Here is a 23,701-nt window from a genome sequence, read left to right as displayed (position 1 = left end):
ACAGCCATGTTAGCAAGGAAGTTTGTGTATGTGAACAATGTTAGTAATGTCATATAACATTATTCGAAAGGCAAATGACGGGGCGGCTACGCAGACTGGGGTCAAACAGGCGCTCGCAGCTCACATAAAAACAGTCGCAATCGACAAGACCGATCATGATAGAGATGGCCAATGAAGGTTGATCAGGACAACGCCCCATATTTCCGTGTCATCGGCGCAGGGCAGGCGGGGATAGTTCGGATTGTCAGGTTCAAGCCAGGCGTTGTTGCCTGATCGACGCAGACGTTTCACTGTCAGGTCGCCATTATGTACAGCGACAACAACATGGCCGTTCCGGGCCGTCTTTGCGCGATCAACAACCAGAAGATCGCCTTCGCGCATGACGGGCTCCATGCTGTCACCTTCGAGCCTGAAAAAGAAGGTTGCAGCCGGGTGCTCGATGAACTCGTTCAGATCCAGTTGCCGGTCAATATAATCTTCGGCCGGAGACGGGAAGCCTGCCGGCACGCGGGCGAGGGCAAGCGGCCGGGGCAAGAATCTGAGCGGTGTATATCTGGCGATGAATGAGAACATAACAGGAACATTGTCCTAAGTGTTCTCATTGTCAATATGGAGCATGATGAGACGAAGGCGGCAATGAACAACATAGCGTGCAAGTCATTCAGCTTACATGCGAATTTTCTTGGTGAGATCCTATGCCGACTTCGGCAAACGTCAGTTCCAGGGGCATAAAGCTTTGTTCTGTGATCATGAACAAGGACGAATCACACACCGTCCGCAAGATCTGCCTGCATGATTTGTGGATTGTGCATTCCACAAATCAGAACTAGCAATATATCAATATAATACTTTTTTGATACTTATTTAGTTGATTGCCGGTATCTGTGGTGTGCAGGTTAGCCACTTTTGCCAGAGGCAAATATCGTGAACTGTTCTGGCGAATGTTTGCGCAATCAACATTCGCAACAATTTCAATGGCTTATTTTCTTCTGGATTGTGCAATCCAGTCAGGGCAGGTCAGTGCGGCGGGTAACGGGTACGGGTTGAGGTTCACTCTATTCCGGTAGGTCGCCGCCCGCTCTTGGGCTATCGCCCAGGAGCAGACCCCGGCCAACCTCCACGGAACCCGCAAGCGGTTTCCGCCCTTTCGGGTAACGGTTCACGCAATGCCGGCATAGAGCGATGCCCACCAGATCACAGATCCACACAGCTCAATAATAGAAACACCGTAAATGTGGCGCTGCTGCATCAGGGCTTTGCCCTCTGCCGTCAAGCAGAATCAGGGTCCCTGTTCGCCCCTGGAAGGGCGCGAACATCCCATATTCAGCTTGACGGCATTCACCCTTTTTAGACGACGGGAAGAAGTTGAACTGGCCAGATCGGTCAGTCAGTTGTCACCGGGAAAGGTAGAATAATGCACCACGTAACAGACAGAGATATCAAGGAAGCCAAGCGCATTGCTCTTGAATTTGATAATGCAGTTCGGACAAATGATGGGGATGCCGCAAGTACGGCGGCACGGTCTTTCCGCTCTCTCATTGCGGCGACCAATGGGGAAAATGGCAGCTTTGGCAGTTTTGCCGAGGATGGGGCTGGAACTGCCATCACAGCTGCACTTATGGCAGAAGCAGGACTAGTTCCGCATTGGGGGCAGAACGGGTTGTTTGTTCTGGAAACCAGACATGGCCGGGCATTGGTTGATTTTACTTGCCCACTGGATGTCTGCAGCAGCTTTGGATTTACCGCTATCGATCTCGGTCTGCCCTTTATTTCCGAGACAGGATATCGCTCGCATTTCTACACGGAATGGCCACCACTCAGCGTCAAAGAAGCAGCTGCCGCAATCTTCTGTCAATATGCCGAAGCCGAAAAAATGACAAATATAGAGATCGAATATCGGCAACGCAGGAGCAACTCTATGCCTGATTTTGCAAGGTCTTCCTGTACGTCATTTCAAGGCGTTCCAACGCAGACCGACAACAAAGGCCAAATCGGCTTTCAGTTTTGATCGACCGGTTAAAGACGACAGGAGAAAAAGACATGACCATTCTGAAGGATTGCAATCTGCGTGAGCTTATTATCGGGGGAATGCTGGAAGCTCGCGAGAAGGTAAGTGAAGACTTTGAACGGGCTTCCAAGATCGAGCGGCATTTTTATTCCGATGACGACCGCAGCACCATGCGAGAACAGCTTGCGGAATATGACGCATTTCTTCATGAACCAGATCGCTGGTTTCATTCGCTTGCGAGTACATTTCCACACGGTCAGTCAGAGTGAAGAAATAGAACCGGCAAAATCTTGCCGGTTCTATTTCTTTTTACCAAGCACACGGGCCATGGCCTCAAAGTCATATTCAATTTCGCAGGTACGATGCCAGCGCAGGTCTGAATCATCCCACTTCGCGGTGATGGTGTATTTCTTCATCACGTGCCGGAGCTGTGAAACAGTTTCAGGCTCACGCGACCAGACCTGTAATCTGGAAATCAGGGCGAGAAATCGTTTATGTATGTCGGCGATATTTGCGGGGGCCTTTATCTCTTCAAGTGACCTCTTAAGCCGCGCGATCTCCAGCTTTACAAGGCGCATTTGTTCAGTGTTGTCCTCAAACCACGTCTTTAACTCGGCACTGTCGCTGTTCACCTTGAAGGTGTTCAGGGCATGGGCTGCTCGATCACGCTTTCCCTGCAGTCTTTGTTCCGCATTGCGGATCTGCTTATCCAGGTCGTTCCGTCTTTTCGTGATGGCTTCATGGCCATAATGTGCTTCGATGTCCGCACAAGTCAGGCGCATGGCCTCACGAATGATGATATCGCATAGCTCTTCATAGCGGATCGCCCGGTTCGGGCATCCCTTTTGCTTACAGGAATATCGATCCGCCCAAGATGCTGTGATCGTGGTTGTATGTTCGGCACATCGAAGACGGCCAGCGAACACAGCAACAACTTTTCCACTCGATTTGATTTGTCTCTGTCGCCAGTGCTTGATCCGTGTTTTCGAAATCTGGTTAGTTTCTTCAGCTGATCGCAGGTTGGCGGTTTTCCGATATTCCGCCACCTTGGATGATCTTTCATCCAGTTGCGCCTGAATTGCGTCAAATTCCTTTTCATCGATTATTTGCAGTTCGGGAACAGGGACCTGTATCCATTCGCTTTCCGGACGAAGCACTGCGAGCTTCTTGCCCGTGTCTGGGTGCTTGCGATATTGCATCCTGTTGAACGTCACTACGCCCTTGTAAAGCGTGTTACGGAGCAGGCCGGTTTTGCGAATGCGCGAGCCTACCAATGTCGTTGGTGCCCACTTGCCGCCCGAAGGAGCCGCGATCCCCTTTCGGTCAAGAATAGTGCAAATATGCTGAAGCTTACTGCCAGTCGAATACAGTCCGAAAATCTCCCGGATAACTTGGGCTTCCTCCTCGACAATGCGACGCTTACCCCGGATCAATTCACCATTCCCGTCAAACGCCCGAACGATCTCGTATCCGAAAGTCCGGCCACCGGGAACGCCGCCGCGTAACACTGAAGCAATCATGCCGCGATGCGTCTTATCTGACAGATCCTTCAGATAAAGAGCATTCATCGTGCTTTTCAGGCCGATATGCAGCTCCCCGATCACACCCTCGGTAATGGTCTCGACATCGATGCCAAGGAAGGCCATTTTTTTAAAGAAGTTCGCCGTATCTGCTTGGTCGCGGCTGATGCGTGACAGGTCTTCTGCAATGATCCTGTCAAAGCGACCATCAAAGGCACCCATGAGAAGATTGCTTATGCCAGGACGATTTTCCATCTGGGCACCAGAGAACGCTTCATCGAAATACACATCTTCGATTGTATATTGTTTGGCTTCGCAATAGCCCTCGCACCTGAGTATCTGATCCTGGCTGCTGGTGGTCTGGCGGTCTGTCGAATGACGTGCGTAGATCGCTACTCTCACGTGAGGTCCCCTGCTTTTCTCTTTTTTGATTACACGGCGCAGAAACAGGTGTGCAAGCAATATATAAGCGGAGGTTTTTCGCCTAAAAAATGATGGACTGCAACAGTTTGAAGGATTTCTGTCTCTTTACAGGAGTTTGTCCGAGATTGACATGAGTTGCCAATCTGTATCCAACTTTGACACAACTTTACCTTGTCGTTTCTTGGGCAGGATAGGTTTGGTGATATCACCAAACGATCACTTCGCGATCATCCTGCCTTATTCGCACGACAAGTCGTACTCAACGGTTAAAAGGGTTGACATTTATATGCACCTCTATTCTGATCATACTCTCATAATGGAGGTGGATTATGTCTGACGGTCACGGGCCAACGAACACAAACAGGATACCGCTGCAACTGGATGACGACGATGTGGCGAAGCTTGATGAATTGAGTTCGCGGCTATTTGCGACGCGAAACCAAACAATCCGAATGCTGATACAGCGAGAGGTCGCCGAGCCACGCATGGCATCACATGAACCACGCTCAAGCACTGTTTTCAGGGTTGCCCAGGGCAAATATGGACCAACGACTGAAATCCGAATGAAGAACGGGCGGGTGCTTCATTTCTACGTCGCTCCATTCCGGAACAGATGCTGTATATTGCTGCTTGATCCGGAATTGACTGAAACAGTCGGCTATCCAAGGTATGAGGATCTTTATGGTGATTCTGATTTGTTGGACGCCATACTCGACCTTAGAGAAACCCGATATGATTGGGATGATCCGCGTTATCGACGGATCTGCACGCTGCTGGATATAGATCCGGACGAGAAGAGACCTCAGTTCGTTGAGGAATTCCAGTGGATAGCGAGAGGTTTGATGAACCGTCAGGCTCGCTTCAGTTATAATTCACCACATTGGGAGCTCATGCTCGATCTGGTAGATTTACTTCGAACCGATATCAGCGATAACAGTGAGGACAGGCCCAGTCTTCAAATGCTTAATCGCGCAAAAGAAAGATTTGAAACTCTGTCATCGAAAGAACAGGCAGATATATACAAGAAAGCTATTGAAGCAGCCGAAAGAAGAAAGCTCCCATCAAACTGTCGTTTGAGTACGGATATAATTTTCTTACCAAGCTGGACGGATTGTTATTGGAACAAGCGCGTAAATATCTGGGACAGCAGCTATTGCGATGAAGAGGGTTGGACGCCGGGGAACAATACCGACCTGCAAGGGGTAGCTGCATTACCTGCAGGCACTCTTAGCGATGTCCAGGAGGTGATCGTCCGCAAGCTGAAAAAGCAGGGAGTGATTTTCCTGAATAAAGACGAGACCAAAGAATATCTCAACAATGAGGGTGCATATTGGGCGTGGAAGAACTTGACCATCAGGAGTCTTTACGGCGGGCATCACGGGGCTCGAAAGGTAAAAACTTCCGAAAAAATGAAATGGCAACTTCGCAAGCCTGAAACACCAATTTATGATCGATGGCAAAGTAGACAAGTCTTGGTTGGTAGATGAATGCAACTATCCAAGATCAAATAGCGCTTGAGGTACAGGCTTGGCAGAAAGAGCACCATGGAAAGACTTCCCGCCAGTAATCCGCAATGGAGAGCTGGGGGAGCTGCAGAAGCAACCTGAATATTCCTTAGCGAAAGGTGGGGATACAGAGGCCGCGCAAGATATGGCCATTAGACTGGTACGGGACAGCACGCTTGAGCAGATACAAAGCGTGATAGGCAACAACAGGCCTCGTATCGTTCCAGTACTCGCCGAAGAAGCTTCCGGACATAACAAAATACCTCTGGCAATGGCTTTTGAGGTGGGCAACAGGTTGGGGCTGGAAGTCGATGTGTCAATATACCAAGCCGAGCGTGTTGCCAGAACAGGCGAGGGTGCGGATTATCGCCTCGCATTCAACCCATCCTTCGACGGCCCTGTAACGCAAGGCGGGCAGTATCTGATTTTCGACGATACACTTACAATGGGTGGCACCATCGCCTCTTTGCGTGGATTTCTCGAAAACAGAGGTGGGAATGTTATGGCTGCTGCTGTGATGACCGCGCATCCAGGTGCATTGAACATTTCCGTTAAACCCGGTATGTTGGAGGCAATCAATCAGAAGCATGGCCCTGCCATGGATGACTTTTGGAAGGAGACTTTCGGTTATGGTATCGATCAGCTCACTCAAGGCGAAGCCGGACACCTCCGAAAGTCCCCTTCGGTTGACGCCATCCGAGCTCGAATCATTGAAGCAAGACATGCAATCTTCTCTCAAGCGCATGCAAGAACGGGCGTTGCAGAAAGACAGCACGACCCCGAACAGACAGAGCGCGTAACACCTGAAATTGCCCGGCCATTGCTGCCCTATTATCAGGCATTAGAGAAGCTTGAGAGCATAGTTGCACCAGAGCATGAGATAATCGTAGCGCGTTGCAAGCTTGCTATAGCAAGAAATCTTCATGAAGCAGGTGATCTTGATGTCCCTGGTGCTTATGCCGGCAAGATCCGCGAAGCCGCCCATGAAGAGGCACGCAAAATCATGAGCGCCTCAACGACAGCGATAGCGCGTGAGGCGGCACCAGCAAAAGAAAAAGCGATCAAGCATCCTGTGAAGAAGAATCCGGGGCCAAAGCTGGACATCTAGCTTCAATCAGGAATTATTGTCGCTACAGGGCGCATTTATTGTCGTGGCCAGATCATTTTTTGTCGCAAGAAATTTTGCATCCGGAATTATTGTCGATAGAATTGCGGCCCGTCTCCTTGGTAGCCTTTGGGAATTGAACCACCCCAGTTGAATACAGGAGGTCTGAATGACTAAGAAGCGTGCTCGCGGAAGACCAAAGGGTACTGGAATAGACGATGCCGCACGTCTGGAGCGTGTCGCAGACATAATGGTGAAGAATCCTAGCCAAAGTGCAACTTCGGCAATCAATAGAGTTATCGGTTCTGAGTACGGTCGCTCTATTACGACAGAGCAGGAAGCCAGCATCAGACGACGTTTGCAGCGAAAATGGCGCGTGACCTGTTCGGAGCGCATGGAAGCCGCTCGGGAACGTTTGCTGGAGCTTACTCCGGTACGATATCAGGAGCCTGTCAATGTTCTTGACCAGATATCAGGTCTTCATTCGTATGCGAAGCATATCAACGACAGCTTAAGGCCTGCCGGTCTTCAACAGGCCTTGGAACAAGCCAAAAATGTTACCAGAGTGCATGATGAAATTTTCGAAGCTTCGGGGGCAAAGGCATTCCGTCAACAGGTCGAACAAATCCGTCGTCTTAACGACATTATGAACCCGCCAGCCTTAAGGCACCTTCGAGAGATATCTGAAAGAATGAGGATAACTTTCGGAAGGGCCGGCCAGTAGGGAATATGGGCTATCGCCATTTCTTAATCGATAGCCTGTCCCTGACTTCTTGACCGCCTTTTTTTCTTGTTTTCGACATCAATGCCCGCTTTCTTAAGGGCGGCTTTGACAGCCTTGGTCTGTCCCGATTTAATAAGATCTCCGAATGACATCTTATTTTGCTTCTTGTCTGGATCAGATAGAGGCGGATAAAGCAAATCAGCACCAGAGACCATAACTGCTTTCCTGGCTTGATCGAGCGGCCTGTTCTCGATGGCCATATGCGCATCGGTTGCAGCGATGACAATCTTCCGATCTGGATTATGTCTGCGCAGGTTTTTTCCAACAATTTCCAGATTTTCCGATTTAACAGCCCAGACAACGGACTTTTTTGTAAGACGATTGAGTTCTATGGCACTAATCAGGTCATCAGTCATAAGAATGGGATCGTCCGGATCCTTTGACAAAGCTCCCCCAATAACGTGATGTAGCCCTTGAACGCTGCCCACACCGACCAGCGTTTCAACATATCCGCTATTGTTAACACGTTGGACGGCAGAGAGGCGATTTCCAGCGTCTTTGAGAGGGATAAGGACATTTCCTGCACCATCCACACGGAAACCGGCCCAAGCCTTCTCAGAGCCCATTTCGACCCGTGCGGACATTACATTTTTGTCCGGGGCAACAGCTTCCTGCCACGCGAGCCACCCGTCATCGCCAATTGGAAGGGCCATTTCATTGCGCAACGCAGTCATTGATGGAGATCGATCCGGATCAGGCTGGATTTCCGCTTTCCAGACGTTGCGGTGTGTAGTGACCATGCGGCTATGAAGGACGCCTTGATCATCACGATGTTTTTCCAAGACCTGAACTTTCTTCTTTTCCGAAATATCAAGTGTGATCCAGTCGCCCGCTTTTGCACCAGATTCATAGACAGCGCTGGTGATATCAACACCCCAGACGAAACGTTCCGAGCCATCCTGCCCTTGAAGCTTTACAAATTCGGATTTCGATTTATCGGGATCGAAATTGAAATGATCATGGCCCAGATCAATCAGACGGGCAGCTGATCGGGAGGGCTCATGCAAGGCATATTCCTTGAACGTATTAGCGCGTGCTGGCCGAACGATCTGAGCGGAGAGTTTTTCGGTCGCAATCTTTTCCCACGGACCTTCCTGTTTATCCAGAGCAAGTATGATCGTTGCGTCACTGTATCGCAGGCGGGTTTGTTCAAGGGTGGCCTGCCAGTCGTCCGGAGTTTCTGGAACAACAACGGGACACCTTGTTGCCCGATGGATGGCTGCTGCATCGGCATAATCACGCGCAACGATGATGGTATCTTTTTCGTTCCGCCATGCGGGATCAATCACATGGGAGAGGGGCATATCGTCAACCGGATCGTTGACGGTTCTCTGGTTCCCTTTTTGATCGATCACAATGAGATTTTCCAAGCGGCCTGAACGATCTTTGAGAGGAACGGCGATCTTACCATCTGCTGTTAGTTTTACGCCATAGCCGCGAATGCCGGCGGATCTGAGCCACGATGAGTTGCCGGGGGTTGCCCATTCCTGGCAGGCATCCCAGACGAGAAACACCTCGTCCCCTGTCGCACGGGAAAATGCGCGTCGGATCTCGGTAAGATCGTCTTGGTTCGGCATTTGAACATACCCGATACCAGGTAACTTGGCATCGACCGTTCCTGAGACAACCGGTTTAATCATAGGATTGGTTTTCCGATAGCGGTTGATTACCAGCTGCAGTTCACGTGGATCTGCGATAATTACGACTGGACGGCGGGTTGCATCATGAATCTTAACCCCTTCGGCATAGTCGGTTGTGAAGATCACCGGCCCGGAACTGATCTGTTTTCTTGAATCGATGACATGAACCAAGCCTTTTGCACTGGTATTGCCGATTGACATCGATTTTTGGTCAGGCGCATATATGCGGACAGCCTGCATAAAGCCGTTCTCGTCTTTAAAGGGCACAAGAAGATTGCCGGCATCATCCAGTCGGCAACCGCGTCCAGTGGAACGAGTATCTGCGAGCCAGTTTAGTGTTTTGGCGTCCGCCCACTTTCCGGCTTCACGCCAGGCGGCAAGTGCAGGAGCGGTAAGTTTGGATACAGGTGTGGGACGATCATCACCAAACACCAAGTGAAAGAATTCCTGTTGGGCGAGTAGAAACACCATGGCCAAAGGATCTCGATACGCCTCACTGAGCAGAAACAGTTTCCAGTTTGAAATCGTGCGTGACAGGAGTGAGCTGCGTCGATGCACGGGTTTCTGACTGTTCAGATACCGACGCCAAAGTGGGGACATGCGTGGATGACGCATTGTTGGCCGACGCTTGTAGCGTCGTTTAGTTGGCTTCGGAAGGGAGGGTTTGTCGACTGTTTCTCTAATCGGTGGCACAAAATCGCCGAGCTTCTTTTCAAGGGCGGATTTGCTCATGTTACGATCAAGTGCTGAGGCCTTCATGCCCTGACCGTCAGGGCCGACCAGAACAAAACCGTTGCCGCGTTTTTTAAGCTCGATGTCATGTTCGTCAAGAATTTTGTGCACATCCTGCCATGCCTCCGCCCCATTGATTTTTTCGAGCAGATCTTTGCGATGTTGAAGAACGTGATTCTGGAAACTTTCTTGCCAGGTTTGCGCCTCATAATCACGAGCTGAAGGCGACAATTTAGGCCCGTGCTTTTCTCGCTGTGCCATGCCCCGGTCGATAAACAGGCCGAATTGTTTTTCAAGTTTTCGCGAGACGCGATCAAGCAGTTTGAAATCCCGAAAAGGATTGACGACTTGAAGCGTTCGGGGATGAATCTTGTTAAAGGCGATATGCATATGAAAATTGTCAGTATTAATATGCGTACCAGCCACATATTGATGTTCGGCAAAGCCGAGGCCTTCCGCATAAGCTGAAGCGATATCCTTCAAATCTTGTTCTGCAAGTCGATCTTTCTCACCCGGCCGGAATGACACTACCATGTGATATGATTTGTCTGTGACCTCGGGTTTCATCAGACGGACAGCGTAGACCTCTCGCAAGGCCAGTTCGAGATCATCGAGTGTTTCGCCGGCACCACAGTTTTCGATCCAGAATTTATCCAGCTTTTCACCCGGCTCCTTAGCCGCTGCAATGTATTCTGCAAGTTCTTTGTAATTGTCAGGTATATCCGGTCGTTTAGGGATTTTCTTGGCGATCATTTCGCACCGCGGCCGATAGTTCGATCAATCTTTCGTACGACATCTTTCAGTTCATCACGGGTGGAACTGATGGAGACCGTCAATTCATCGAATTTACGTAAGAGATCGGCGCTCAGTGGCTCATCAAGCGCGAGTTTCAGAAGGTTTCCGAGCCTAGCGAGATCTGCATTGACTTGCAGTAAATCAAGGACCGCTTGGGCTGCTTCAAAATCACGAGCATTCGGGAACGGCGAGTTCATAAGCAAACGTCGCAGAACTTCTGATCTGGAAAGACGCAATTGCGAAGACAGATCATCAAGATACTTGCTTTCTTCGTCTGGAAGTGTGACCAGAAGTCTTCTCTTGTTTGTTGCCAATGCCCAATCCTGTCGCAAATCGATGAGAGGGTGCCGACGATCCGGGGACCGTCGGCACGTTTAAGAAATCAAACCGACATCTGGCTTGATTGGGTCTTTTGTTTCTTGGACAAGATCTGCGTTGATCTGCCACGGCTGGTCGAAATACCCAGTTCCGAAAGTTGTTCGCGGATCTCGCGCCGGAACACATCAAAGCCTCGCGCAACATGCAGATCATTGTGATCAGATAGACCTTGCAGCTTTTCCTCATTCGTAAAGATGGGTTTGAGGATCTGGGCCTGTGACCTATCTGCAGCCCGTTCTGCTGCTTTCAGGCCCGGGTTGAAACCCAGTTTTTCAACTAGCTTGTGATCATCATCAGCGGCGATGAGGATCTGCCGGTCGGGGTTCTGTTGCCGCATGGCTTCCGCGATAACCGGGAGGTTTCCACCATCGAAGGCTACTACGGTACTAAAGCCGGTGGCCATGTTGAGGCTTTTTGCCGTCGCATAGCCTTCGGCAATGATAAGCGGGCTATTCTTTTTGCCAGGAATGACATGCATCAGGCCGCGTTTTCGTCCGTCCTTCAGATAAATTTTTGTACCATCGGAAGAGATGTTCTGGACGTTCTCGATGAAGCCTTTTTCATTGCTCATCGGCACAAGAAGGTTTCCAGATCGATCCACACGAAGCGTTTCACCAGTTACCTGCTTTTTCTTCAGATATCCGTGGTCATTTGAGGCATCAATCGCATTTGCAAAGATGCCATACGCGCGTTTGGCCACCTGCTTGTACTGGAACTGCAGTTCCTGCTGTTGCTCTGCTTTCCGGGCCGCAGCCTGCGCCTTGAGGCGTTCGAGATCTGCAGGATCAACCTTGGAACCGGTTGAGACCCATTTGACGGGTTCCGACGCCTTTTTGAAGTTCATGATTTGGCCAGCTGGTATCCCTTCAATGAAACCGCGATAAGAGCCGCTGGTTTTGCCTTTTGCATCTCCGATGACGGCAACACGATGCCATTTACCATCCATGACAGGTTCGTCGATCAACAAACCTTCTGACCTGCAGGCAGCTGCAAACTCCTGCATCGGATCGATTTCCTGTTCGTTGACCTCGATCTTTTGCTGCCATTTGGTAAAGGCCTTCAAATCCTCGCCATCATTGACATACCAGGATTTATGCCGACGATCCCATTTTGCGCCAGCTTCCTTGGCCTCATTCTTTTCCCGGAATGGGACATTCAGATAAATGCGTTTGTTTTCTGAATGATCGAATGCTTGATCATTAGAAATTTGGCTTTTGTCAGCTTCAGACATCTGCAATTCCTCCCGGCTCGAATTCTGCTGCGGGGACATGGACTGTTCAGAGATCTTGGTATTTTCTGTCGCTATCGGCAGAGACAAGCGCATCAGAAAGCCGGTCTTGCGTTCCTCCGCTTCGATATACCAGGAAGGCTTCTCGATACGGCTTGTCTCTTTGGGGCCGTCCAGATCCCACATGGCTGACAGAAACTCCTGATGGGCAGCAGATTTGCCGGATTCTTTTTCAAGTTCAGCTAAAATCTCGGCTCGATAGGCCGCACCCATGGTTTTGCGTTCTGATGAGGCGGCTATATCAGAGAGCCAATCGACCTTGTTAAACCTCTCCGCCAACCGGCTGTAATGTTGGTGGAGGGCGCTGGGCGTGCCACCGTCCTGATTTGGTAAATCTCCTAAGGCGACATTTGCCCAGTTCGCCATTTCGGCGGACTGCCCCATAAATCGCACAAGGTTGTCTGTGGACAGGTCTGTTGCGTACAACCGTTCTTTCAACACGTTTACAGGCAACAATTGTGTATCTTCGCGAGAACCGGTCAAAACCAGAGAATCTTGCAGATGCATAGCCCACAGGGTCGGATGGGCTTCGGGATGTTTTTCAAACATGTTGTCTATGGCTTCTCGTCGTCTCTGGTCCATCCGTTGATCAACGGACATTCCTGGCGACATCGATTGCACTTGGGACATTTCCTTTGTTTGTTCCTTGCCCTGGGCAAGTTCCAAGCGCTTTTCAGGCTCCATAACCCACGTTCGAATGACTTCTGCGTCTCGCGTTGCCTGGAACAAAGCATTGCGATCCTCACGGATCGCAGCCATCCAGCTCTTTAGATAGGGCGCATGACGTTCCGGATAGTGACCGAGGCCGAGCTCAGTCGTCATCATGTAGCTTGCGATTTCGGCTCGCAGCTCTTCGCGAGCGTAATCCTCAGACCCGAATGGTCCACCGTCTCGGGCAAGACGGGAAGGGTGGCCAGTGGCATGGCCACCTTCATGCAAGGCCGTTGCATAATATTCGTATTGTCCTTTGAACCAGCCTTTCGGGGGCATATGGATTTCATCGCTGAGTGGATGGTAAAAGGCACGGTCTCGCTGATCATGATGGATCGGGACATTCAACCCTGAAAGCACCTGTTCAGCGCGTTCAACCGGGTTAAACTCTGGTTCGCGGCCGACATACGCCTCAAGACCGTCAATCTGAGAGCCATTGAAGACGACAGCGTGAAATACCTTTGGGCGATCCAGCCGGGTTTCCAGATACCGTTGTTTGCCGTTTGCATCGAGCATTGGTTGCCCTTGCTCATTTCGCATTGGGCTGCGCTCAGACCATTGCCAATATTCGATTTGTGTTCCTTTTTCGCCTTTTCGGACCTGATATCCGTTCGACTGGGCTTGGCGGTAAGTTACCCAGCGCGGATCTGCATAGCCTTGTGCTTCGAGCCACACCTGGTTCAAGCCGCGATAGGCTTTTCCAGTTGCAGGGTTGAACGATGGTTGACGGAAGCGGCCGGGTTCCCAAGGTTTTTGCCAGGGGGCGGTGCCAGCCTCCATTTGATCAAGCAGCGTTTTAACAACGTTCTCGCGGAAATTCATTTTAGCCATTGCCCAGAATCTCCTCGAATGCGGTTGGATCTTCGCCATCGAGGTGACTGTCCAAGGCGTCATCAAGAGACAACGCCTCTTCGTCAAAGGCTCCCATCGCGTCTGCAACATCCGGATCAACTGGAACTGGCCCGCCGACACTCGCAGCCACAACAACGGAGGAAGCGAGCTTGAGATACTCTGTTTCATTTAACCGGGCGTTTGCGCCCTTGATGTTTTCAGGCTGCGTCATGCTGTTTCTCCATAGTTACGGTCGTTAGATTGGCGACACCCGATTGTTTCATCCGTGGAGGTGCGAGTTTCGATCTTTCGGACAGTTTCTTGTCGAGGAAATAAAGACGCTGACGCCCATAAATCGGGGGGCGACCAGCCACGAAAATCAAGCTGTCACCCGGCACGGGTGGTCTATTCCCGTCTTCATCGACATCGAGCATAGGCAAGCGCATGATTTCGTCAGGCGTCAGCAAGTCCCGTGAAGTTTCTTGAATGTTTGCCGAATTTGAACCGGTAATTGAGCCGGCTTTCCCTGACTGTGATTGTTTTCGTTGAACAATCGTCTGCTTGCCGGCCAATTTGGACAGGAGCTCGGCAGTGCTAAATTGATTCGGAGTGAACGCGCTTCGAACATGGCAGTTCGCAAAGATCGATTCATCTTTGCCATACTTTTTCCAGAGCTGTTCGATGTTCTGGATAATGATGTAGGCTTTGATGCCGTAGCCGGCCATGAAGGCGAGAGCGTCTTCAAATATCTCTAATTTGCCAATTGCCGGAAACTCATCAAGCATGAGCAGGAGGCGATGCTTGTAACCACGCTTCGTCTTGCCGTCTTCGAACTCCATTTTCTCGGTGAGGCGGCGCAAGAACAAGTTCATCATAATTCGGATCAATGGCACCAGGCGGTCTTTGTCCGCCGGCGAGAAGGCCAGATAAAGCGACATTGGTGTTTTACCGTTCATCAGATCATCAAGCCGGAAATCACTGACAGCGGTGTTTTCAGCAATGATCGGGTCAGCGTAGAGTGTTAGCTGGGTTTTCGCGTTCGAATGTACGCCAGATCTTTCTTGTGGAGCTTTAATGGCAAGACTGTTCGCTCCACGACGCACCTCTTTATTTACATGTGCATAACCATGGTCATATTCGGCCATCGCTTCGAGGATCTTTACAAAGTTGTCTTGTGCTGACATCTGATCATCTGAAACTTCCCTGGATGCTCCTTCCCTTGCAGCTTCCAAGGCTTCTGCGGGCGGCTTCACTGTCGATATGCCGGAAAGAAAGATATTCACATCATCAAAGCAGGCGATGCGATTTTCCTCTTTCATGACCTTGTAAAGCACATGCAAAAGGACAACTGATAACCATCCCCAACCTTCTTCACGCCAGTAATTGCCAGCAATTCCCTTGCCATCCGGATCAATGACCATGTTTGCGATATTCTGGCAGTCGGCAATATCCCGCCGCGATGTAATGCGGACTTCGGCAAGCGGGTTAAAACGGATTGTCTCGCTTGGCTCGGGATTGGTGGGATCAAAACGACATACACGATGTCCGAGGCTTGCTCGCCAACCCGCTGTTTTGGCAAAGTTCTCACCTTTGATATCAAGGATGAGAACACTTTCCGTCCAACTCAAAAGTGTTGGAAGAATGATACTGACACCTTTACCTGTACGAGTTGGAGCAAATGCCAGCACATGTTCAGGCCCGTTATGCCGGAGTTCCCGAACTTTCCCAAGTCCGGTTTTGACACTGCCAATGACCACACCGTTTTTGCGAAAAAGACGTGCTTTCCGGATATCCTTGATGGTTGCCCAGCGAGCTGAGCCATGGATATCTTTGCTGCTACGCCCCCCAGCCATCGTATCGTTGCGAGCGCGGTTCATAACAAAACCAACAACGCCCATAAGCGCGATACCGCCAAGGATGATCCCAAAGGCTGGAAAAAGCATTTCCTTAGGAAGGCCGGCCGGGTGAACCAAAGTCGCACCCAGCCATTTCCACCAATCCGGGTTTCTGGGATCGAAGCCGACCGACAGATGCCATTCAAGCAGGATGCCAGCAATGGTCCCTAGCAAAATGACGACAAGAAGAAAGTGACCGAAACGCTGGCTCATCACGCTGCCCTCCCGTCTTTGAGGATGAAATTGTCGTTCTTGGGCTGCCAGATATCTGTGATCCGTCGGAAACCGTCACGGTCCCGCTTGATTTGAACGACAACATCAACGAGTTCGGTCAAAAATTCTGGAACCCTGTCCATTTTCATCCCCGCCCAGGCAATATTCTGATCGAACTTGCGATGGATGGCGTGTCTCGGGTTTTCAGAGTGGATCGTGAAGGTCACACCTTCTACGCCGGCATTGAGCGTGCCCAGAGCGGCAAAGGCATTTCTGGTGCTGATTTCACCAAACAAAACTCTGTCCGGAGTGATGCGGTTGGTGTGATCGAACAGAACACGCCAATCCACCATGCCGGTTCCTGCTGCACTCTCACGGGCTGCGAGCAATCCGTTGCCGTCCCAGAACCGTTCAAGCGCCAACTCCATCGTGTCTTCCGCACCGATCACACGGATATCGTCATCAAGAGAAGCAAGCAGTAGATTTAGGAGGGTCGTTTTACCGGTATTGGTGCCGCCCGAGATGATGATGTTCCAGCCATTTACCATCGCCTCAATCAGAACATCGCGGATTTCGGTTTCGCACCGGATTTTTCGGCGCTCAAGAGCTTCATCCAGTGCATCCCGATTGCCTTTTCGAGTTGCCTTGATGAGCTGATCCCATGTCGGAACGAAAGGATGCTTGCAGCGAATTGCAAGACTCAGACCCGACCGGACGGATGGTCCGACCAGACATTCAAAGCGATGCCCTTCATCCAATGCCGTTGAGAGGATTGGATTGTTGTCCGGATCGAAATTAAGACCACGGACATTCGACAGGCTTTTGCAAAGCTGCTCAATAGCTGCCTGTGTAAGGTTCTCATCAACGATGAGCTGTTTGCCTTCTCCTCGGCGATCCACGATGATCTGGCCCGGCTTGTTCAGCCGGACCTCCACAGTGTTTGGATCGTCATAATATTGGGCAAGAGGTAGGACAATCTGCCTGTAAACAGGGTTAATTGGTGGGGTTATGGCGTTCATCACCACCACCCCCAGTTGCCCATGCAACCGCTCTTCACGCTGTCGGAATGTGTGGGGTAATTGTATTTATTTGGTTCGTATTGGGTCCAATATTCCCAGCCTGATTGTTTTTGGTGGACTGAGCTTTGTGCCGCGAGTGTTGTGCAGGTATTACTTTGCGGTTCTCCTATGAGTTCCCCGTCTTCGCGCACAGTCGTTCTTGTTCCTACTGACGAGGTATAGTTGCAATGGTTGGAGTTGTAGACCGTTCGGTTCTCGTAGTAGCCGTCGGATCCGCCCACTTTGACTGTGGTGGTTCCAGAGCCATTACCGCAAGGACCCCCAGTATGGTTTTGGGGGGCTGTCCAGCTCGAGTTGGTCGGGGTGGCCCAGTCAAAGTTCGCGATGCACTTGTTGCCAAGATTTAATGGTAGCGCATCACCAACTATGACTTTATGCGATGACCCATCAGGACGCTTGTAGGTCTCCACTTCGTCCCGTTCGTCAAACCGGGTGCATCCCTCATAAAAGGTTTCCCCATTTGTTGCAGGCCCGACGCCGACATATGTGTAGGGAATTTGGGGGTCTCCAGGTAGCACCTGGGATGTCAGTACGTTGTATCGACCAGTAACGGTTGGAACGCCCTCGATATAGACCGTTACGAGCCTATAAGCGAAAAGCTGCACATCGTGAGGTTGCCAGCCGGTCAACTCCTGTTGATGAGAATAAATGACACCGTTGTCCTGGCATTCAGTAACGGGTTCCTGTTTCCCATCGAGAAGATAATAAAACCGTTCCTGCCCGATACTTTGACTGGTGCTGAGATTGTGGGTCCATTTTGATGGATCTTCGCAGCCGGCCGTCGTTGACTGGATATCCTTGGCAGAGGTGTCCGGCGTGCATGGCGAGCGATAAAGCTCGAAGCCGTTCACATTAATCATCACCCGGCTTTGAAGAGTAACTTTCCCGCTCTCCCTGTTGATAATCGGTTCGCACACCTGATCGCCGTTGGCTGTCTTATAGATCGTGGTGTGTGAATACTCTTCATCGTTATCCTGACAGGACGTATCCCAATCCTGACCTTCAAGATTGTAGATATATTTCGAACGACCAAATGACATTCCGGCGATAAAGTCATCGCGAATATCGCAGCCTTCGGTGGTTTCGATCATCGGCACCGGATCGATTTCAATTGATGCAGCACAATCGGCTACAGGAACAACTTTGCCATTATGATTGGTGTAAACCAGCTTGCCTTGCGGGATGGCCTGAAGGTTGATGTAATCGAGATAGACACGACATGCGTTACGGTCTTCAACGATGTCATAGACTTTCTCAGAGTCTGGCTGACAATCGCCAATCTCTTCTCGGTTTCCGCCGCCATCCGTGTAGTAATACATGAACTGGGCGGTTGCCTTCATCGTTTCGATATTTTCATCGTAGGGGCATACAGCGAACGACATATCAATCTTGAAACGCTCCGCACCATCAGCACATTCGCCATATTCCGGGGTGCCGTCTGTCGTTGTGACCACCCGGGTTTGTTGAATCGCTTGAAGTTGATCTAGATCGACACGGATCTCACACCCTTCTGTAGTGATGTTTGACGAAATTTTGGGTGCGTCACCTACGTCAAGAGAGGCCGGAGTGCTATAGCCTGATGCGTCGGGATTGGAGCTTGCGTTTGAACCCGGATCTCCACCTGTTGCGCCAACACCGGAATCAGCCACTTCTTCTTCTTTGACTTGTTCTGATGTTTCTTCATCTGCTGCAAGACGTTCGAGAGCTGCAGTTAGTTCTTCCTTGTTACCTTCAACCGAAATTGGTGAAGAAGGATCCAGAGCCGGTTGATTGAGATCGAACTGTGCAACAAAGTTGTCGGAGTTCAGGGCTTCAACACGATCACCTTTCTCGACACTGGACAGCACCAGCTGACCGATCTTCATGCCGTCAACAGAAACGTATCGTGCATATGCTTTGGCCGTAACACCCTTTGTCAGATCCGTGGAGACTCCCGGAACTTCGACAAGTCCGAGATCAAGCGGGATCGGATCGTTCTCGGGCAGTTCCGTTGTGCTGTTCGCACGGGTGATGATGTTTACCTTTTCGACCATCGCATCGATGTCGGCCGTATCTTCGGGAGCGGCAGTCGATATAGGCGCATTGGTGTTTGTGTCATTGCTGATATCCTGCGCTGATGCCGACAGGTCAAGACAGGACAACAGCAAAAGCAACGCTAGCAGTTTGCTCTTCATGGTTTACTCCATTTCCTTGATATACCAGTCCGTTGCAGGACGGATCTGAAGACGGGTACCTTGTGGTATCTGGATGATCGGTTTGAGATCGATGGTCTTCTCAAGCATGTCAGCCGTTATCTCGCCGAACTTGTTGGAAAGTTCTTCTGATGCTTTCTCGGCAGCGGCCGTTGCGACCTCGCCATCATCGTTTTCGCTTTTTGTGCTGGCTGCGGCATATCGAACGGCTGTGGAAATGCCGGTCAGCAAGAAGGCATTTCCATATCGCTGCCAGAACCGGTTATCGACTTCGCCAGAAACACCGAGCCAACCCTGCTGATTGGTCACATTTGATCCGATATCGACAATTTCAGCTCGATGACCAGCCATGAGAATGCGCTCACAATTGATCCCGATCTGGCTGCTCCCCATGTCACTTGGGGCCATGAAGGTGCATACAAGGCGGGAGCCTTTCGGCACCAACACCAACCGTCCATGGTAGCCATAGACATCACGAGTGGTTTGCAGAATGACGGATCCTGGCTCATCTGCGCCGACCTGCGTGTTTATCCCGGTTTCAAGCTGGACCGAGATGTATCTGTCTTGCGCGATCTTGCGTGAGTTATCGACGGGCAGAGATGAAACCTTTCTCGGGCCGGAATAGTCTTCTGGCTCTTTACCGATCTGCTTCAGGTCCAGCGGATCGGGCGAAATTCTGCGACCGATTTTGGGTAGATCGGTACCGATCAATGGCGGTTCATCTGGTCCCATCGGAACGGTAGGGTTGCTGTAGGCAGCAAGCGCAACGTTCCGCGCAGTGCTTTGTTGCGCCCGTGACCAGGCTGCTTGCAATGCCAACCGATAGGGATCTGGTTTCGGCATGACTTGTGGCGCCGGTTCGAGTGCTGGCTCTGGCATTGGTTCTGGTTCCGGTTCCGGTGCAGGGGCAGGTGGCGGAGCTTCCCGTTTGATGATGATTGGCGGGAAATTCGGCGCGGCCGGGGGCGGAGCTGGCGGGGGTGGTGGCGGTGCAGCTGGCAACTCCCAGACAGATCGATCATCTTCGGGCAAGGTTGGCTGATGTGCCCCTTGTCCAGCGTCACTGCACATCCCGCTGAAAGTCATCCCCAGTACCAGGGCGATATCGCAAAAGCCGTTCATTTGCTATGCCCCTGTGTACTCAATACACATGAACTTGAAACCGCTCTTGAGCGTGATCAGCTTCTGAGTGCTTTCGACGATGAACGTCTGTCCTTGCACTCTGGTATTAACCAGTTCGTCAAATTCATCGACGACGACATAAGCCGTGGGAAGTTCCACATCCTTCCACTTGTCGCCAAAGCGAATGTAAGTGAATTCGTCATCCCTGAAGACGGTTTCGGGTTCCAGTTCCTCATCACCCCACAACTTGTATTTTCCCCAACCGCGCAGTGAGTTGGGATCAAATTTGGCTTCTGCCACGAAATCATCATCAGCTGTTCCAGGAGCGGTTTCCGTAAGACCTGTCACAGCATCGGAAACGTTGTCATTTCCCGACACTGCCAGTTTCGGAAGCTTGGCAGATGTCTTGGTGGATTCATCGGTCGGAGAGGTAACAGTCGTTTCAGATGACGTTTTCCCGACGTCCGGAACCGCAATATTCCGATCTATCTGGACGACGCCAGCGATCCGCACCATTAAGTCGGGGATATTTGTCGAATTAACACCTTCTGCCCGTAGATAGATCGGATACACGTGGCCAGACGCGCCATAGACAGCCATGCTGGTGTCATATCCATATCCTTTTGGGCGAACAGCAATACGCCGTTCCCCTCGTTCCTGGACTGTCCAATTGTCTAGATCGCCAATGTCAATTCTGCTGATGACTTCGCCTTGCGGAAGTTCAATGACTGTGATGGCATACTCGCGGGTCCGGATACGGTAGGTGCAGTCCTTGCAAAGATCGGTGATATAAACGCCATCGTCTTTTGTGGCGTAGTCCCACACCTCTTGAATCTGTCCAGACGTGCGAGGACGTTCAAGAACGCCAAACTCGCCTTCTGCCTGTTGTTTTGCCTGTTCGACGATACTGTCAGGAACCGGCATCGCCGCTTGGGGTGCGGCGTTCGGCGTGGTGGGGGAACCCTGCGAGCCGACGAATGGCGCACTTTGCCCTGGCATTGGAGGCCGTGCTGGGGTTTGTGCCATCGCGTCAAGTCCCATCAGCACGATAAATCCGATAAGGCACAGGACCGCAACAAGATGAATAAATATGCGAAGGATTTTAGGGATGATCATGATCCACCTCGGGAACGCAGAGACAGGTCCGTCACGACGATGCCGAACGGATTGGTGTATTTGTCTTCAAGGGAAACGACGGTCGGAACCGAGACCATCGACAGGTAGGCACGCAATTTGACAGGATCTCCGACAAGCTTTCCTTTGATCTTGTCAATGCGCGTGAAATCGACAGCGAACCGGTATTTGTTGTCGCTGCTATAAATGCGGTTTGCGCTTTCGATTTTGATTTCGCGATCACGACCCTCTTTAATCGCATCGCTGATCTTTCCGCTTTCAATCCACTCGGAATGAAACGTGTTCCAGAGCTTTCTTTCGCTCATCTTCGAGACTTCGCGTTGGCGGGCCTCTTGTGAAACCGCATCGATCTCAAGAAGCATTTTGACATAGCGTCTTGCGGTGCCTTCAAGTTCGACATCAAAGCCCTTGACATCCTCTGTTGCAGGCTCAATGCGAAAGCGCAGCTGATCGTCTGTTACCGGTCGGATCAGAAGGGGAATTTTCTCTTTCAAGGGCACCATGCCGGCGATCACATTGACCAGCACAACAATGGCGAATAGTTGCGCGATGTTTCCGCCGGCCGAAAGGCGGAACATCCATGCAAGCCGTTTATGAGACGCCTCGAAGGCAAACGGATCTGCCGTGGCAACTGCAGCGTGCCGACCGGTAGGGGCGAGTGCTGCAGCTGCAGCTCGTTTGTCCTCGCGTTCTGCCTTGACACGGTTCTTCTTCGCGAGTTTGGCAGCGCGGCGAAAGCGACGGTTTTCAAGGAATGTTTTCAACCGACCCATTCAAAGCCTCCGCTGTTGAATTCAATCGGTTGACAGGCACACGGGCTCTTTTTCATTTCGTCTGTGCCTGTGCCCTCTTTGGGCAATTCCACATCTTTTTTGGTGACCGCACAACCGGTAAGAAGAACGACAGTGGAGATAACAATGATCAGATGTTTCACTTGCTTTCTCCTTCGATAGAGGGGAAGGCAGATCGTGCTGCGCCTATCTTTTCAGGGTGCTTCGAAGCTTTAGCTGAAAACGGGAATTTGCCGGAGATGGCAGCAAATAAGCCCATATGCATGAACCACAAGCCGGTCAGAATGGGAGCCAATTCGAGAGCTCCACTCTGCAAGGTCTCTGGCGTGGTCGTTGCCAAAATCTCAAATGCATAGATAGCTTCATTCGGAACGAAACAGATCAGAAGCAGAAAACTGCCACCGATGTAGCCAGAGACGCATGCCAGAAAGGAGGCACCCATCCTCAAAACAAAACCAAGCCAATTTGCGATTTCCGGAAGGATGTAATGACGCACATTTTTGAGCTGCGCTTTCTTATCAAAATTGTTCATGACGAACCTTTCTTGCGGAGGGAGACAAGCTTCATGGAAAGAATGGAAACGTCCCGGAAGGCGCTGATCGCAGCGCAGGGCAGGATCGCGACTGAAAGGATCCCCCAGTAGGGTTCTTTGTCGGGAAGGACTGCGAATGCCATGAGAAACACAAGGCATATGCCGCGCATTGGCAGGCATTTTTCAATCAGATTGAAGACCGGCCGCCCTGAAAACATCCTGTAAAACAGGATGCAGACCAAGCTCGAAAAAAAGGCCAGCGTGGCGTAGAAGATGTAATACACACCACCTGCACCTTCTGTGATAGCAGCACAGAGGGAAAAGCTTGCAAGTGACACCATAAAGGACGGAAGGAAATCAGGGTGAGCATTGCAACCTGTCTTGATCATCACACCCTTGTCGGCACGGAATTCCTGCAAGGAGCACTTTCCCCTAATGACTTTGCCCCTGATCCCGACTTCTTTGCCCATATGGTACAGGAATGTGGTGAACCGGCTGCGCTCAGCGGTATCCTCACTTTTCTGATTGTTGGACTGGTCCTGGTTGTTTGGGGTTTTCTGAACAATGTCCCGCTTAAGCAATCCATGCGGAAAACTGCCGTACTCACACTTTCCGCTGTCGCACTTCCGTTGTTCATCCCGATTATTTTCTGGATGGTGGGAGCTATCATGCTGTCCATCGGATGAGAGCTTGCCGGGGCCGGTCATGATGCACCTTTCTCACCGTCAACAGAGCTGCTGGTTTCACGGCTTGATTTGAGACTTGCGAGGTCAAGCGCGAGCTGGACGATGAATGAAACACCCAAGACCATGAGCGTGACTTGCCGCAAAATCTGGGCTTGATCCCGAATTTCCAGTGAGAGAAACGCACGAATAATCATCACCAGATTGTCCGGTTCGAAAACAAGCGCCAAGACGAGTGCAGAAATGGTTAGAAGACTTGCTTGCCTGATCATCGTGGCGATAAAACCGGCGACCGGAAACAGCAGGCTGTAAATTTCAATCAGGATTTTCATTATCCTCA

23 protein-coding genes are annotated in these 23,701 nt (G+C 50.9%); 6 read left to right on the top strand and 17 right to left on the bottom strand.

Going from position 1 to position 23,701, the window contains the following annotated elements; translation table 11 throughout:
• Positions 1-49 precede the first annotated feature (49 nt).
• Both B2R48_RS02975 and B2R48_RS02970 read right to left on the bottom strand, forming a co-directional pair.
• Positions 50-157 carry a hypothetical protein gene (locus B2R48_RS02975; protein ID WP_083952847.1) on the bottom strand — a complete coding sequence of 36 codons (108 nt, stop codon included), beginning with the start codon at positions 155-157 and terminating at the stop codon, positions 50-52.
• On the bottom strand, positions 154-573 hold the full coding sequence (locus tag B2R48_RS02970) for a LexA family protein (RefSeq protein ID WP_063089322.1): 420 nt from the start codon (positions 571-573) through the stop codon (positions 154-156). The genes B2R48_RS02975 and B2R48_RS02970 overlap by 4 nt, the downstream gene beginning before the upstream one ends.
• Positions 574-1,414: 841 nt before the next feature.
• Between B2R48_RS02970 and B2R48_RS02965 the strand changes: the two genes are divergently transcribed.
• Together B2R48_RS02965 and B2R48_RS02960 are read left to right on the top strand one after the other, a co-directional pair.
• Positions 1,415-2,008 (top strand): hypothetical protein, encoded by a 594-nt coding sequence (locus tag B2R48_RS02965; protein ID WP_063089321.1) that lies wholly within the window; start codon positions 1,415-1,417, stop codon positions 2,006-2,008.
• Between the two features lie 32 nt (positions 2,009-2,040).
• Positions 2,041-2,277: a hypothetical protein gene (locus B2R48_RS02960; RefSeq protein ID WP_063089320.1), complete on the top strand. Its 237-nt coding sequence runs from the start codon at positions 2,041-2,043 to the stop codon at positions 2,275-2,277.
• 30 nt (positions 2,278-2,307) lie between these two features.
• Here the strand turns inward: B2R48_RS02960 and B2R48_RS02955 are convergent, their stop codons facing one another.
• Positions 2,308-3,930 carry a recombinase family protein gene (locus tag B2R48_RS02955; protein WP_063089319.1) on the bottom strand — a complete coding sequence of 541 codons (1,623 nt, stop codon included), beginning with the start codon at positions 3,928-3,930 and terminating at the stop codon, positions 2,308-2,310.
• A gap of 350 nt (positions 3,931-4,280) precedes the next feature.
• On the opposite strand from B2R48_RS02955, the gene B2R48_RS02950 reads away from it, so the two are divergent.
• The 3 genes from B2R48_RS02950 to B2R48_RS02940 all read left to right on the top strand — a co-directional run bounded on the left by B2R48_RS02950 (position 4,281) and on the right by B2R48_RS02940 (position 7,285).
• Positions 4,281-5,438 carry a hypothetical protein gene (locus B2R48_RS02950; protein ID WP_063089318.1) on the top strand — a complete coding sequence of 386 codons (1,158 nt, stop codon included), beginning with the start codon at positions 4,281-4,283 and terminating at the stop codon, positions 5,436-5,438.
• A 40-nt stretch (positions 5,439-5,478) separates the two neighbouring features.
• Positions 5,479-6,564, top strand: coding sequence for a phosphoribosyltransferase (locus B2R48_RS02945; RefSeq protein ID WP_063089317.1), 1,086 nt, complete (start codon positions 5,479-5,481; stop codon positions 6,562-6,564).
• 166 nt (positions 6,565-6,730) lie between these two features.
• Positions 6,731-7,285 carry a hypothetical protein gene (locus B2R48_RS02940; RefSeq protein WP_063089316.1) on the top strand — a complete coding sequence of 185 codons (555 nt, stop codon included), beginning with the start codon at positions 6,731-6,733 and terminating at the stop codon, positions 7,283-7,285.
• 23 nt (positions 7,286-7,308) lie between these two features.
• Here the strand turns inward: B2R48_RS02940 and traI are convergent, their stop codons facing one another.
• The 8 genes from traI to B2R48_RS02900 form a co-directional block, all read right to left on the bottom strand.
• Positions 7,309-10,470 (bottom strand): TraI/MobA(P) family conjugative relaxase, encoded by a 3,162-nt coding sequence (gene traI, locus B2R48_RS02935; RefSeq protein ID WP_063089315.1) that lies wholly within the window; start codon positions 10,468-10,470, stop codon positions 7,309-7,311.
• Positions 10,467-10,826 carry a hypothetical protein gene (locus B2R48_RS02930; protein WP_063089314.1) on the bottom strand — a complete coding sequence of 120 codons (360 nt, stop codon included), beginning with the start codon at positions 10,824-10,826 and terminating at the stop codon, positions 10,467-10,469. Before B2R48_RS02930 ends, traI begins: the two co-directional genes overlap by 4 nt.
• 68 nt (positions 10,827-10,894) lie before the next feature.
• Positions 10,895-13,720 (bottom strand): zincin-like metallopeptidase domain-containing protein, encoded by a 2,826-nt coding sequence (locus B2R48_RS02925; RefSeq protein ID WP_168173424.1) that lies wholly within the window; start codon positions 13,718-13,720, stop codon positions 10,895-10,897.
• Entirely contained in the window at positions 13,713-13,952 is a 240-nt protein-coding gene (locus B2R48_RS02920) for a hypothetical protein (RefSeq protein ID WP_063089312.1), read from the bottom strand. The genes B2R48_RS02925 and B2R48_RS02920 overlap by 8 nt, the downstream gene beginning before the upstream one ends.
• Complete coding sequence (locus tag B2R48_RS02915) at positions 13,939-15,828, bottom strand: type IV secretory system conjugative DNA transfer family protein (RefSeq protein WP_083952850.1); 1,890 nt, start codon at positions 15,826-15,828, stop codon at positions 13,939-13,941. The genes B2R48_RS02920 and B2R48_RS02915 overlap by 14 nt, the downstream gene beginning before the upstream one ends.
• Positions 15,828-16,847, bottom strand: coding sequence for an ATPase, T2SS/T4P/T4SS family (locus B2R48_RS02910; RefSeq protein WP_063089311.1), 1,020 nt, complete (start codon positions 16,845-16,847; stop codon positions 15,828-15,830). The genes B2R48_RS02915 and B2R48_RS02910 overlap by 1 nt, the downstream gene beginning before the upstream one ends.
• Positions 16,847-19,081 (bottom strand): hypothetical protein, encoded by a 2,235-nt coding sequence (locus B2R48_RS02905; RefSeq protein WP_063089310.1) that lies wholly within the window; start codon positions 19,079-19,081, stop codon positions 16,847-16,849. Before B2R48_RS02905 ends, B2R48_RS02910 begins: the two co-directional genes overlap by 1 nt.
• Positions 19,082-19,084: 3 nt before the next feature.
• Positions 19,085-19,942, bottom strand: a complete 858-nt coding sequence (locus B2R48_RS02900; RefSeq protein ID WP_232308420.1) for a TrbI/VirB10 family protein — start codon at positions 19,940-19,942, stop codon at positions 19,085-19,087.
• Here B2R48_RS02900 and B2R48_RS02895 point away from each other — a divergent pair.
• Positions 19,941-20,141, top strand: a complete 201-nt coding sequence (locus tag B2R48_RS02895; protein ID WP_232308419.1) for a hypothetical protein — start codon at positions 19,941-19,943, stop codon at positions 20,139-20,141. The two genes, B2R48_RS02900 and B2R48_RS02895, sit on opposite strands and share 2 nt — an antisense overlap.
• 83 nt (positions 20,142-20,224) lie before the next feature.
• Here the strand turns inward: B2R48_RS02895 and B2R48_RS02890 are convergent, their stop codons facing one another.
• The 6 genes from B2R48_RS02890 to B2R48_RS02865 are packed head-to-tail and all read right to left on the bottom strand — an operon-like array spanning position 20,225 to position 23,693.
• Entirely contained in the window at positions 20,225-21,337 is a 1,113-nt protein-coding gene (locus B2R48_RS02890) for a TrbG/VirB9 family P-type conjugative transfer protein (protein WP_232308418.1), read from the bottom strand.
• Positions 21,334-22,128, bottom strand: a complete 795-nt coding sequence (locus B2R48_RS02885; protein WP_063089308.1) for a type IV secretion system protein — start codon at positions 22,126-22,128, stop codon at positions 21,334-21,336. The genes B2R48_RS02890 and B2R48_RS02885 overlap by 4 nt, the downstream gene beginning before the upstream one ends.
• Positions 22,116-22,289: a hypothetical protein gene (locus B2R48_RS02880; protein ID WP_168173425.1), complete on the bottom strand. Its 174-nt coding sequence runs from the start codon at positions 22,287-22,289 to the stop codon at positions 22,116-22,118. The genes B2R48_RS02885 and B2R48_RS02880 overlap by 13 nt, the downstream gene beginning before the upstream one ends.
• Positions 22,286-22,678 carry a hypothetical protein gene (locus B2R48_RS02875; protein ID WP_063089307.1) on the bottom strand — a complete coding sequence of 131 codons (393 nt, stop codon included), beginning with the start codon at positions 22,676-22,678 and terminating at the stop codon, positions 22,286-22,288. The genes B2R48_RS02880 and B2R48_RS02875 overlap by 4 nt, the downstream gene beginning before the upstream one ends.
• Positions 22,675-23,385: a hypothetical protein gene (locus B2R48_RS02870; protein ID WP_063089306.1), complete on the bottom strand. Its 711-nt coding sequence runs from the start codon at positions 23,383-23,385 to the stop codon at positions 22,675-22,677. The genes B2R48_RS02875 and B2R48_RS02870 overlap by 4 nt, the downstream gene beginning before the upstream one ends.
• On the bottom strand, positions 23,382-23,693 hold the full coding sequence (locus tag B2R48_RS02865; RefSeq protein ID WP_063089305.1) for a hypothetical protein: 312 nt from the start codon (positions 23,691-23,693) through the stop codon (positions 23,382-23,384). The genes B2R48_RS02870 and B2R48_RS02865 overlap by 4 nt, the downstream gene beginning before the upstream one ends.
• Positions 23,694-23,701 lie beyond the last annotated feature (8 nt).

This window comes from Thalassospira sp. UBA848, assembly GCF_002295455.1.
In the GTDB taxonomy this organism is placed as follows: Bacteria; Pseudomonadota; Alphaproteobacteria; order Rhodospirillales; family Thalassospiraceae; genus Thalassospira.
The sequence above is the reverse complement of the archived record's forward strand: the minus strand, read 5'-3'. Positions and strand labels throughout refer to the sequence as shown.